12 protein-coding genes are annotated in these 12,194 nt (G+C 72.9%); 2 read left to right on the forward strand and 10 right to left on the reverse strand.

All coding sequences use genetic code 11. The features are described 5' to 3' along the window. Positions 1–144 precede the first annotated feature (144 nt). The 10 genes from CCN33_RS11630 to CCN33_RS11670 form a co-directional block, all read right to left on the reverse strand. Complete coding sequence (locus CCN33_RS11630) at positions 145–1,476, reverse strand: sulfate adenylyltransferase subunit 1 (protein WP_086693563.1); 1,332 nt, start codon at positions 1,474–1,476, stop codon at positions 145–147. Between the two features lie 2 nt (positions 1,477–1,478). Beyond that, positions 1,479–2,423, reverse strand: coding sequence for a sulfate adenylyltransferase subunit CysD (cysD, locus tag CCN33_RS11635; RefSeq protein WP_030802520.1), 945 nt, complete (start codon positions 2,421–2,423; stop codon positions 1,479–1,481). Next, positions 2,420–2,956 (reverse strand): adenylyl-sulfate kinase, encoded by a 537-nt coding sequence (gene cysC / locus CCN33_RS11640; RefSeq protein ID WP_244173766.1) that lies wholly within the window; start codon positions 2,954–2,956, stop codon positions 2,420–2,422. The genes cysD and cysC overlap by 4 nt, the downstream gene beginning before the upstream one ends. A 29-nt stretch (positions 2,957–2,985) precedes the next feature. Next, positions 2,986–3,696 (reverse strand): phosphoadenylyl-sulfate reductase, encoded by a 711-nt coding sequence (locus tag CCN33_RS11645; RefSeq protein WP_086693565.1) that lies wholly within the window; start codon positions 3,694–3,696, stop codon positions 2,986–2,988. After that, positions 3,693–3,875, reverse strand: a complete 183-nt coding sequence (locus tag CCN33_RS11650) for a hypothetical protein (protein WP_086693566.1) — start codon at positions 3,873–3,875, stop codon at positions 3,693–3,695. Before CCN33_RS11650 ends, CCN33_RS11645 begins: the two co-directional genes overlap by 4 nt. Then, positions 3,872–5,569 carry a nitrite/sulfite reductase gene (locus tag CCN33_RS11655; protein WP_086693567.1) on the reverse strand — a complete coding sequence of 566 codons (1,698 nt, stop codon included), beginning with the start codon at positions 5,567–5,569 and terminating at the stop codon, positions 3,872–3,874. The genes CCN33_RS11650 and CCN33_RS11655 overlap by 4 nt, the downstream gene beginning before the upstream one ends. Positions 5,570–5,695: 126 nt before the next feature. Beyond that, positions 5,696–5,779, reverse strand: a complete 84-nt coding sequence (locus CCN33_RS33755; protein ID WP_350748019.1) for a putative leader peptide — start codon at positions 5,777–5,779, stop codon at positions 5,696–5,698. A gap of 101 nt (positions 5,780–5,880) precedes the next feature. Next, on the reverse strand, positions 5,881–6,459 hold the full coding sequence (locus CCN33_RS11660) for a GNAT family N-acetyltransferase (RefSeq protein WP_086693568.1): 579 nt from the start codon (positions 6,457–6,459) through the stop codon (positions 5,881–5,883). A 58-nt stretch (positions 6,460–6,517) separates the two neighbouring features. Beyond that, the gene (locus CCN33_RS11665; protein ID WP_086693569.1) at positions 6,518–7,852 is read right to left on the reverse strand and encodes a hypothetical protein; all 1,335 of its coding nucleotides are present in this window, start codon (positions 7,850–7,852) and stop codon (positions 6,518–6,520) included. 174 nt (positions 7,853–8,026) lie between these two features. Next, positions 8,027–9,313 (reverse strand): GAF domain-containing protein, encoded by a 1,287-nt coding sequence (locus tag CCN33_RS11670; protein WP_086693570.1) that lies wholly within the window; start codon positions 9,311–9,313, stop codon positions 8,027–8,029. Positions 9,314–9,667: 354 nt separating this feature from the next. Here CCN33_RS11670 and CCN33_RS11675 point away from each other — a divergent pair, with 354 nt between their 5' ends. After that, positions 9,668–10,807: a YihY/virulence factor BrkB family protein gene (locus CCN33_RS11675; RefSeq protein ID WP_208621719.1), complete on the forward strand. Its 1,140-nt coding sequence runs from the start codon at positions 9,668–9,670 to the stop codon at positions 10,805–10,807. A gap of 112 nt (positions 10,808–10,919) precedes the next feature. Further along, a partial coding sequence (locus tag CCN33_RS11680) for a carboxylesterase/lipase family protein (RefSeq protein ID WP_208621720.1) occupies positions 10,920–12,194 on the forward strand: 1,275 nt, incomplete at its 3' end.

The following is a 12,194-nucleotide window of genomic DNA, read 5'->3' on the forward strand; positions in this document are numbered from 1 at the left end:
GCGTGGGGGAGCAGGGCGCGCGAGCGGTGCGCGTACGTCAGCACGCACATCGCGCGACCCCGCCCTGCCCGGAGCCGAGCGCGCCGCTGCCGATGCGGCCGCCCTCCTTGGCGAACGTCGAGAAGACCTCGGTGGTCTGCATGGTCAGAAGTCCCACCCGTCGTCGTCGGAGTCGGTCACCGGCTCGGGCGCGGCGAAGGACTCGCCGACCATGCCAGCGGTGAGGGTGGTGCCGTCGGCCGGGTCGATCAGGATGAAGGAGCCGGTGCGCCGCGAGTCGGCGTAGGAGTCGACCGGCAGCGGCTCGGCGGTACGGATCTTCACCCGGCCGATGTCGTTGGCGGCGAGCGTCCCCGGATGCGGGTGCAGGGACAGGTCGGCCAGGGTGAGCCGGGACGGGATGTCCTTGACGATGGCCTTGACCGTGCGGGTGCCGTGCTTGAGCAGCACCCGGTGGCCCACGGTGAGCGGCTGGTCGGCGACATGGCAGACGGTCGCCTCCACGTCCTGCGTGGTCGCGGGCGCGTCCTTGCTCGGCACGATCAGGTCGCCGCGCGAGACGTCCACGTCGTCCGCCAGCAGCACGGTCACGGACTGGGTGGTCCAGGCCACGTCCACCGGCTCGCCCAGCAGGTCGATCCCGGCGATCCGGCTGGTGCGGCCGGACGGCAGCACCGTGACCTCCTCGCCCACCCGGAAGGTGCCGGACGCGATCTGGCCGGCGTAGCCCCGGTAGTCGGGGAGTTCGGCGGTCTGCGGGCGGATCACGTACTGCACCGGCAGCCGGGCGTGGCAGTGCGCCAGGTCGTGGCTGACCGGCACTGTCTCTAGGTGCTCCAGCACGGTCGGGCCGCCGTACCAGTCCATCCGGGGGGAGGCGTCGACCACGTTGTCCCCGGCGAGCGCCGAGATCGGGATCGCGGTGACCTCGGGGACGCCCAGCTCGGTCGCGTACGCCGTGAACTCCTCGGCGATGGCGGCGAAGACACGCTCCTCGTAGCCGACCAGGTCCATCTTGTTCACCGCGAGCACCACGTGCGGCACGCGCAGCAGGGCGGCGATGGCCGCGTGCCGGCGGGTCTGCTCGACCACGCCGTTGCGGGCGTCGACCAGGACCACGGTCAGCTCGGCGGTGGAGGCGCCTGTGACCATGTTCCGGGTGTACTGCACGTGTCCCGGCGTGTCGGCCAGGATGAAGCGGCGGCGCGGGGTGGCGAAGTAGCGGTAGGCCACGTCGATGGTGATGCCCTGCTCCCGCTCGGCCCGCAGGCCGTCGGTGAGCAGTGCCAGGTCCGGTGCCTCCTGGCCCCGGCTCGCGGACGCCCGCTCCACGGCCTCCAGTTGGTCCACCAGGACCGACTTGGAGTCGTGCAGCAGCCGTCCCACCAGGGTGGACTTGCCGTCGTCGACGGAGCCCGCGGTGGCGAACCGGAGCAGGGTGGTGGCCGACAGCGCCTCGGCGGTGATCGTGCTCATGGTCAGAAGTACCCCTCGCGCTTGCGGTCTTCCATCGCGGCCTCGGAGAGCTTGTCGTCGGCGCGGGTCGCGCCCCGCTCGGTGAGCCGGGACGCGGCGATCTCGGTGATGACCGCCTCCAGCGTGGTCGCGTCGGAGTCGACGGCGCCGGTGCAGGACATGTCACCCACCGTGCGGTAGCGCACCAGCCGCGTCTGGACCGGCTCGGTCTCCTTCGGCCCGCCCCACTCGCCGGCGGTCAGCCACATGCCGCTGCGGGAGAAGACCTCGCGCTCGTGCGCGAAGTAGATCTCCGGCAGCTCGATCCCCTCGCGGGCGATGTACTGCCACACGTCCAGCTCGGTCCAGTTGGACAGCGGGAAGACCCGGACGTGCTCACCGGGGGCGTGACGGCCGTTGTACAGATTCCACAGCTCCGGGCGCTGGCGGCGCGGGTCCCACTGGGAGAACTCGTCGCGCAGCGAGAACACCCGCTCCTTGGCGCGGGCCTTCTCCTCGTCGCGCCGGCCGCCGCCGAACACCGCGTCGAACCGCTCGCTCTGGATCTTCTCCGTCAGCGGCAGCGTCTGCAGCGGGTTGCGGGTGCCGTCGGGCCGTTCCTTGAGCACACCCCGGTCGATGTAGTCCTGTACGGAGGCCACATGGAGGCGCAGCCCATGTGCGGCCACCACACGGTCCCGGTACTCCAGCACCTCGGGGAAGTTGTGTCCGGTGTCCACATGGAGCAGGGCGAAGGGCACCGCCGCGGGCGCGAACGCCTTCAGCGCCAGGTGCAGCATGACGATTGAGTCCTTGCCCCCGGAGAACAGGATCACCGGGTTCTCGAACTCGCCGGCCACCTCGCGGAAGATGTGCACCGCCTCGGACTCCAGCGCGTCCAGGTGGGAGAGGGCGTACGGGCTGTCCGTGCCCTCGCCGCCACCCGTCACCTCGGCGACGGTCGTCATGCCAGTCCCCTCTCGCCCAGCAGGGCGCGCACCGCGGCCGCCGACTGCGTGACGCTCTGTCCCTGCGTCTCGATCCGGAGGTCCGGCGCCGCCGGCTCCTCGTACGGGTCGTCCACACCGGTGAGCCCGGTCAGCTCGCCCGCCGCCTGCCGGGCGTACAGCCCCTTCACGTCACGCTCGCCGCACACCTCGACCGGGGTCGCCACATGGACCTCCAGGTACGGGGTGCCGTTCGCCGTGTGCCGCTTGCGCACCGCCTCCCGGCTGTCCGCGTAGGGCGCGATCACCGGAACCAGCGCCAGCACGCCGTTGCGCGCGAGGAGTTCGGCCACGAAGCCGATGCGCTGGACGTTGGTGTGCCGGTCCTCGCGGGCGAAGCCGAGCCCGGCCGAGAGGAACTCGCGGATCTCGTCGCCGTCGAGCACCTCCACGCGCCGTCCCTCGGCGCGCAGGCGGCCGGCCAGTTCGGTGGCGATGCTGGTCTTGCCGGCACTCGGCAGACCAGTGAGCCAGACGGTGGCTCCGGTCGTCACGTGTTCTCGCTCCTCGTATCGATCGGTCGTCATCCGTGCAGCCCGCATTCGGTCTTGCCCCGCCCGGCCCAGCGGCCGGCCCGCGCGTCCTCGCCCTCCAGCACCCGCCGGGTGCAGGGGGCGCAGCCCACCGAGGCGTAGCCGTCCATCAGCAACGGATTGGTCAGCACGCCGTGTTCGGCGACGTAGGCGTCCACGTCGTCCTGGGTCCAGCGGGCGATCGGGGAGACCTTGACCTTGCGGCGCCGGGCGTCCCAGCCGACGACCGGGGTGTTCGCCCGCGTCGGCGACTCGTCCCGGCGCAGTCCGGTCGCCCAGGCCTGATAGCCCGTCAGGCCCGCTTCGAGCGGCTTGACTTTGCGCAGGGCGCAGCACAGGTCGGGGTCGCGGTCGTGCAGCCGGGGCCCGTGCTCCGCGTCCTGCTCGGCCACCGTCAGCTCGGGGGTGAGCGTGACGACGTTGACGTCCATCACGGCGTCGACCGCGTCACGGGTGCCGATGGTCTCCGGGAAGTGGTAACCGGTGTCGAGGAACACCACGTCCACGCCGGGCCGCACCCGGGCGGCAAGGTGGGCCACCACGGCGTCCTCCATGGACGAGGTCACGCAGAACCGGTCGCCGAAGGTGTCCACCGCCCAGCGCAGGACCTCCAGCGCGGGCGCGTCCTCCAGCTCACGGCCCGCCCGCTCGGCCAGTTCCCTCAACTCGTCCTCGGTGCGCTCTGTCTGAGCGGTCGTCATGTCTGGTCGTCCCCTCCGTCGTCGCCCCGCTTCAGCCCCCGGGCGAGCAGCCCGAGGAACTTCAGCTGGAAGGCGCGATTGCAGGCTCCGCATTCCCAGGCGCCGTGGCCCTCCTCGCTCGGGCGCAGGTCCTCGTCCCCGCAGTAGGGGCAGTGGAACGGTGCGGCACGCTCGCTCACGACAGCGCCTCCTCGTCGGCCCGCGCGGCCCAGGCGGCGAACCGCTCGCCGTCCGCGCGCTCCGCCTCGAAGCGGCGCAGGACGCGCTCGACGTAGTCGGGCAGCTCCTTCGACGTCACCTTCAGGCCCCGCACCTTGCGGCCGAAGCCCGCCTCCAGACCGAGCGCGCCGCCCAGGTGCACCTGGTAGCCCTCGACCTGGTTGCCGTCCTCGTCCACCACCAACTGGCCCTTGAGACCGATGTCCGCCACCTGGATGCGGGCGCAGGCGTTCGGGCAGCCGTTGAGGTTGATGGTGATCGGCTCGTCGAACTCCGGCAGGCGGCGCTCCAGTTCGTCGATGAGGGCGCTGCCGCGCGCCTTGGTCTCGACGATGGCCAGTTTGCAGAACTCGATGCCGGTGCAGGCCATCGTGCCGCGCCGGAACGGCGAGGGGCTGACCCGCAGGTCCAGCGCCTCGAGACCGGCGACCAGGGAGTCGACCCGGTCGCCCTCGACGTCCAGCACGATCATCTTCTGCTCGGTGGTGGTGCGGACCCGGCCGGAGCCGTGCTCCTCGGCGACCGAGGCGATCTTCGCCAGCGTGGCGCCGTCGACCCGGCCGACGCGGGGGGCGAACCCGACGTAGAAACGGCCGTCGCGCTGGCGGTGCACGCCGACGTGGTCGCGCCAGCGCTCCACCGGCTGCTCGGGCGCCGGGCCGTCGAGCAGCTTGCGGCCGAGGTACTCGTCCTCCAGCACCTGCCGGAACTTCTCCGGGCCCCAGTCCGCCACCAGGAACTTCAGCCGGGCGCGGTTGCGGAGCCTGCGGTAGCCGTAGTCCCGGAAGATCGAGATGACGCCCTCGTGGACGTCGGCCACCTCGTCGAGCGGCACCCAGGCGCCCAGCCGGACGCCGATCTTCGGGTTGGTGGACAGGCCGCCGCCCACCCACAGGTCGAAGCCCGGCCCGTGCTCGGGGTGTTCCACGCCGACCAGCGCGATGTCGTTGATCTCGTGCGCCACGTCCAGCAGGGGGGAGCCGGAGATCGCCGACTTGAACTTGCGGGGCAGGTTGGAGAACGCCTTGTTGCCGATGACCCGGCGCTGGATCTCCTCGATGGCCGGGGTGCCGTCGATGATCTCGTCCTCGGCGATGCCGGCGACCGGCGAGCCGAGGATCACGCGCGGGGTGTCGCCGCACGCCTCGGTGGTGGACAGCCCGACATCCTCCAGGCGCCGCCAGATCTCGGGCACGTCCTCGATCCTGATCCAGTGCAACTGGATGTTCTGCCGGTCGGTGATGTCGGCGGTGCCGCGCGCGAACTCCTGCGAGATCTCGCCGATCACCCGCAGCTGGGCGGTGGTCAGCCGGCCGCCGTCGATGCGGACCCGCAGCATGAAGTACTTGTCGTCCAGCTCCTCCGGTTCGAGCACCGCGGTCTTGCCGCCGTCGATACCGGGCTTGCGCTGGGTGTACAGACCCCACCAGCGCATGCGGCCGCGCAGGTCGTTGGGGTCGATGGAGTCGAAGCCCCGCTTGGAGTAGATCGTCTCAATGCGTGTCCGCACATTGAGACCGTCGTCGTCCTTCTTGAACTGTTCGTTGCCGTTGAGCGGGGTGTGGTGTCCCGCCGCCCACTGGCCCTCACCACGGTGACGACTCACCTTGCGGCGGGGCGCGGCGGCAGCGGGGTCCTGGGGACTGGGGGCCATGGTTTCTACGTCCTTAGGAACAGGCGGAAAATCAGCTCTGGCCTGCGCGCTTCTGCGCACGCGGGCGCACCTGCGCGGCGTTGCGCTGAACGGGGGGTGGAGAAGGGGCCGGCGGTGCTGGAGTGCTCAGCTCGCCCGACACATGGCGCTGGACATGCGGCCGAGGTCGACGTGGCGTCGACTCACCAAGGCGATTCCAGTTCCAGACATGACGGCAGCGTGTCACGCACGTCTCCGGGCAGTCCACCATTGTCCGTCATCTGGACGGATCTATTCTGAATACCGGGACAACCAGGGGTGGCGGGCGCTGCTCAGTCGCCCAGGAACGCACCCGGCCACGGTCCGGGCGTCGGGAGGTCCGCCTCCAGCTCCACCTTCGTGTCGAACAGCGTGAAGCCGCGCCGCAGATAGTTGTCCAGCGCGTACGGGCCGTCCTTGCTGCACGTGTGCAGCCACACCCGCTTCACCGGGGTGAGATTCGGCCACCGCGTCGCCAGGTCCCAGGCGCGCGCCGTCCCCACCGACAGCAGATGCCCGCCGATCCGGCGCCCCCGGAACGCGGGCAGCAGCCCGAAGTAGGCGATCTCCACCACGCCCTCCCCGGTCGCCTCCAGCTCGACGTACCCGGCCGGCGTGCCCCGCTCGTACGCCACCCAGGTCTCCACGCCGGGCCGCCCCAGGTACTCCCGCCACCGGGCGTGGGTCCAGCCGAGCCGGTCGGTCCAGCGGATGTCGCCGCCGACCGAGGCGTACAGGAACCGGCTGAACTCGGGGGACGGCACCTCGGCCGGTACGATCCGCACCGCGTCGCCCTCGGGTGCCGCGGCGGGCAGGAGGTCGGACGGCGAGGTCTGTTCCAGGGACCAGGTGGTGACGGGGACGCTGCTCATGGGCTCAGGGAATCATCCCGCCCACCGGACTGTCGATCGTCGGCGGCGGGATCACGGCTCAGTCCAGCGAGCGTTCCAGCGAGGCCAGTGGGACGGCGAACAGCATCCGGTCCGACAGCGACCACACTTCGCCGGTCTCCTGCCAGTACGACAGCGACACCGCCGACTCGGTCCAGCAGTGGTGCGAGCCGTCCGACCCGCACCGGGCCCCCTTCGCGCCGTCCGCGTCCTGCCGCCACAGTCCGCCCCGGCCGTCCTCGGCGCCGGGCAGCTGGCCGGTGTACCAGGACGCGCCGTCCGCGCCCGCGTGCCGGTACGACAGCACGCCCCGTACTCCCCGCGCTTTGGTCCGGAACACCTCGACGGCGTCGGTGCGTCCGGTGGAGTCGGTGGCGAGCAGCCCGGCCCGCGCCGGGGCGGCGCTGAAGGCGTACCGCCACAGCCGGGCGCGGCGGGCGCCGTCCGGGGAGGTGCGCTCGGCCGCGACCAGGCTGTCCGGAGCGGTGCTGCGGTCCAGCGCCAGCGGGCCGGGACAGGGCGGACGGCCGCCTTCGCAGCGGCCGCGGGTGTAGCGGTAGGAGCCCACGGCGGGCAGCACGTACCGGTACCCGGCGGCCGACCAGCCGTGCGGCACCCGGCCGACGGCGGGCTCGTTGGTGGTGGTGCGCTGGATGCGGTCCAGGTCGTAGACGTAGAGCGCCTCGGCGCCGCCGTCGGACGTGGTGACCAGCAGCTTGCCGTGGTTCCAGACCATGCCGGAGATGCCCGAGGTCAGGGCCCGGTAGTCCCGGCCGCCGTCGGCCGGCACCACCAGCAGGACCCAGCGGTAGACCGGGCGGGCGGGATCGTCGAGATTCGTGAAGGCGACGCGGGTCAGGCCGCGTTCGGCCGCGCGTCCGGTGTCGCCGGCGTGCGTCCAGCCGGTGAGTACGACGCGGTGGCTGCCCCAGACGCCGTCCTCGTCGGCGTCGCCGGAGGTGGTCACGGCGGCGGGGCGCCAGGCGGTGTCGGCGGTGTCGGCCGGGTCCCAGCAGTAGGAGCGGGTGGCCTCGGGGGTCAGCGGCAGGGAGGAGCGGTCGTCGTCCGCGCAGTCGGCGCCCGTCCGCATCCGGCGGTCGGCGTCGCCGAGCACGGTGTCCACGCCGACCGGCCGGCCCATGGCCGCGGAGAGCCGGTTCAGCACGAGGGCGGGCTCAAGGCGCTCCTGGAGGCGCAACGGGGCGGTGTCGGAGGCGGAGGTGAGCGGCTTGAGCGCGCCGGGGTTCCCGGCGACCTCGGCCTGGGAGGTGCTGATCAGCGTGGCCGCCGCGGTGAGCGCCAGCCCGGTCCCGGTGAGGGCCGCGCGCAACGCCACGCCCCGTCTGCGCCTGCGGTGTCTGCCGCGTTGCTTCATGTCTCCTCCCGAGGCGGGCCAACTGCGCCCGGCGATCGTCATGTTGCTCACCCGGCACGGGGCGGACCCGCCTCGGATGCTACGGCAGCACGCGGCGCGCCGGGGCCAAGAGGCCGCAAATACGCGGCAGGTGCCCGGTGTGCGGCAGGAGGCGCCCGGCGTGAAAGGGGGCGCTCAACGCGTCCCCTGTGCCGTGCGGCGCACCGCCACCCCCGGCGCCGTCGAGCGCGGCAGCAGGTCACGGGGGTCGTCCGGGAGCAGCACCTCGGCCTCCGCGTCCTCCCGCAGCCGGTACGGCCGATGAAGGAGGAGCGCCCCGAGATATCGGCGTACCCGAGACATCTCCGCGCGGACGGTGACCGTGCGGGTGGGGTCACCGAACACGTCCTCGGCCAGCCCCGCCGCGCTGCGTCCCGCGCGCTGGGCCACGAGCAGGTACAGCAACTCCGCGTGCCGCTCGCTGGGTTCGCGGGTCCAGGTGCCGCCCGCGTCGGACACCGTGAGCAGCCGGCGCTCCGGCCGGGACAGGTCGAGCACCAACCTCCCCGCACCGCCCGGCGTTTCGGCGGAGGGCCGCAGCAACCAGCCCCCGGCCAGCGGCTCCACCGCGCACGCGCCCAGCCCTGGCAGCCAACGTCTCCCCGCTGTCAGTGACTTGGGCAGCGCGACCCGGCGTACATAGGGCATCCCCGTCACCGCGGCCGACCAACCGTCCCGGTCCACCACGAGCGCGCGTCCGTCCAGCCGGGCCAGCACCGGCGCGGCCACCGACCGCAGTCGCTCCAGGGAGTCGAGGTGCAGCTCGCGCAGCCGGGCCTCGGCGAGCCGGGCGACCGACTCCACCCAGGCGAGGGTCGCCGGATGCATGCTCTCCAGCGGGCCGCTGATGTCCACCACGCCGATCAGCCTCCCGTCCCTGGGGTCGGTGACCGGCGCGCCCGCGCAGGTCCAGGAGGCGTGCGAGCGGACGAAGTGCTCGGCGGCGAACACCTGGACCGGCCGCCGTACCACCGCCGGGGTGCCGACCCCGTTGGTGCCCACGACCGCCTCGCTCCAGTCGGCGCCGATCTCGAAGCCGAGCCCGTCCGCCCGGCGCAGCACCGCGGGCGAGCCCTCCCGCCACAGCACCCGGCTGTCCGCGTCCGCGACGACCATGATGTGCCGGGCCACGTCCGCGACCGAAAGCAGTCCCTCGCGCAGCACCGGCAGGACGTGCCCGAGCGGCGACTCCTCCCGGCGGCGGCGCACCTCCTCGGCAGTCAACAGGCCCGCCCGCACGTCCCGGTCGGGGTCGACGCCGTCGCGCAGCATCCGGTCCCAGGACTGTCCGATCACCGGCCGGGGCGCCATCGGCGCACGTCGCCCGGCGAGCGTCGCCTCGCGTACCTGCGCGAGCATCCGCGCGGTGCGCGGCGCGTCGGCGGCGGTCGGACGCGCCACGTCCCTCGGCGGGTTCACCACGGGAGTCCTTCCCTGTCCGGACAGCGCGCACGGCCTGTCAAGCCGTCCGGACGGCGGTTTCCAGTCGGTCGACGTCCCCATACTGCCGTCGGTCCGGGGTCGGGGAACACCCTCCGCGCACCGCCGGCGACAAGTTGCAACCCCCTGCAACCCTGGTGAAGCCAAAAGGGCGGCAGGAGACTTGAGTCCCGCGCCGCACGAGGGCGGCGTTCACGCCCCGTCGCGGGCCCGTGTCGCGGGGGCGGTGCCGAGTCGGCGCGGCACCACCCCCGCGGCGCCGCACGGCCGGCCGGCCCCTGTGAAGCGCGCCCCCGCGGGGTGAGGGGCGCGTGGTGCGGCGGATACCGTTAGGACGTGCAGTCAGCAAGCGAATCCTCCAAGCCGCCCCACGGCCGTCTCCACCGGGCCAAGGCTCTCTACCGGAACGTCTCCAAACGGCGGACGGCCTGGCTGCTGCTGACCGACACCGTCAATTCCTGCATGGAGTACCGCATCCTGGGCCTCGCCGCCGAGGCCGCGTTCTTCACGCTGCTGTCCGTGCCGCCGCTGCTGCTCAGCCTCATCGGCCTGCTCGGCTACGTCGACGACTGGACCGGCGCCGACACCATCCACAGCCTGGAGACCAACCTCCTCGAGGCCTCCCGCACCGTCCTGTCCGACAAGGGCGTCAAGGACATCGCCGAACCCATCCTGAACGACGTGATGAAGGGCGGCCGGCCCGACGTCATCTCCATCGGCTTCCTGTTCGCCCTCTGGTCGGGCTCGCGCGCGGTGAACGTCTTCATCGACACCATCACCGTGATGTACGGCCTCGACGGCGTCCGGGGCATCGTCAAGACCCGGATCATGGCGTTCCTGCTGTTCGTGGTCGCCCTGCTGATCGGCTCGGTGGCGCTGCCGCTGATGGTGGCGGGGCCCGACGCGGTGGTCGGGGTGCTGCCCTGGTCGGCGACGGTCGTCCAGGTGCTGTACTGGCCGGTCGTCATCGTGCTCTCCATCGTCTTCCTGACCACGCTCTACCACGTCTCCGTACCCGTCCGCTCGCCCTGGATCGAGGACGTGCCCGGCGCGCTGGTCGCCCTCGCCATGTGGGTCCTCGGCAGCCTCCTGCTGCGCGTCTACCTCACCCACACCATCGAGGGCGCCACCATCTACGGCTCTCTCGCCGCAGCCGTCGCCGTGCTGCTGTGGATCGGCGTGTCCGCGTTCGCCGTGCTGGTCGGCGCCGCCGTCAACGCCGCCATCGACCGGGTCTGGCCCGCGGCGGCGACGGCCGCCGCCCGCGAGGCCAACGAGCGCCAGCGGGAGGCCCAGGTCGCGGACTACGTCGCCTGGGCGGCCGGGCTGCGCGACGCCGACCCGGACGACCCGGACATGCCGTCCGAGTTCCCCGAGCGCTGGTCCCGCTTCCTGCCCCCGGAGGACATCACCGGCCGGCTGCGCGGCCACACCCGGAACGGCCACCAGCCGCCCAGGAGCTCCGAGGACGACTGACCGTACGTACGGTCGGTGCGCCGGAATAGATCCACTCCGCGCAGCGCTCTGGGAGACAGATGTGGTGCGTGCCGCCACGGCGGCCGCTCCGGCGACGAAGGGCTGGTGGGCGATGACGGCTGACCGGACGGGCCCGGTGGCCCGCACCCCGTACGGCGCGGTGCGCGGCCGGTACGAGCACGGGAACGCGGTGTTCCGTGGCATCCCGTACGCGGCACCCCCCTTCGGCGTCCGCCGCTTCCGGGCGCCCGAGCCGCCCGAGCCCTGGGCCGGCGTGCGCGACGCCGGAGCCTTCGGGCCGACCCCGCCGAAACCCCCGTACTCCGAGGCGTTCGCCCAGTACCTCTCCGACCCCTCGGTGCCCGGCGACGACTGTCTGAACCTCAACGTCTGGACGCCCGAGCCCGGCCCCGGTGCCCGCCTCCCGGTGCTGGTCTGGCTGCACGGCGGCGCGTTGACCAGGGGCTCCTCGGCGGTCCCGGTGTACGACGGGCGGGCCTTCGCCCGCGACGGCGTCGTCCTCGTCTCGGTCAACTACCGGCTCGGCGTCGAGGGCTACGGCCTCTTCCCCGACGCCCCCGCCAACCTGGGTCTGCGCGACCAGCTCGCCGCGCTGCGCTGGGTGCACGAGTCCATCGCGGCCTTCGGCGGCGACCCCGGCAACGTCACCCTCGCCGGGCAGTCGGCCGGCGCCATCAGCACCGGCGTGCTCGTCGCGGCCCCGCAGACACGCGGGCTGGTCCGGCGGGCAGTGCTCCAGAGCGGGGCGCCGGAGGTCTCGGACCGGCAGAAGGTGCGGCGCATGGTCCGCCGGATGGCCACCCGTCTGAAGGTCCCGGCGACCGCGGCCGCCTTCGCCGGAGTCGACCGCGACCTGCTGCTGCGCACCCAGGCCGAGGTCGGCCGGCGCAGCAGCCCCGTCCTGGGCGGGCCCGGCTTCGGCATCGTCGTCGACGGCGACCTCGTCCCCACCGACCCGCTGGCCGCCCTCACCGACGGGGACGCGGCGCCCGGCGTCGACCTGCTGATGGGCTGGACCCGCGAGGAGTACCGGCTCTGGCTGGTGCCCGGCGGCCTGGTCGAGCACGTCGACCGGCTCGGCGCGGTCGCCCTGGCCGGCGCGATGGCCCGCTGCCACGTCGGCTCCGAGGTCCCGCGCGGCTACCGCGCCCTCAGCCCGGCCGCGGGCGCCGCCGAACTGGTCGGCCAGATGGTCACCGACCACATGCTCCGCCTCCCCCTGCACCGCCTGGCCGACGCCCGCCCGTCCCGCTCCCACGTGTACGAGTTCGCCTGGCCGTCCCTTCTCCCCGCGCTCGGCGCCTGCCACTCCCTGGAACTCGGCTTCGTCTTCGACACCGGCGAGGTCGAGGAGGCCGTGAAGCTG

The sequence above is a fragment of the Streptomyces recifensis genome, assembly GCF_002154615.1.
GTDB classification, from domain to species: domain Bacteria; phylum Actinomycetota; class Actinomycetes; order Streptomycetales; family Streptomycetaceae; genus Streptomyces; species Streptomyces griseoluteus.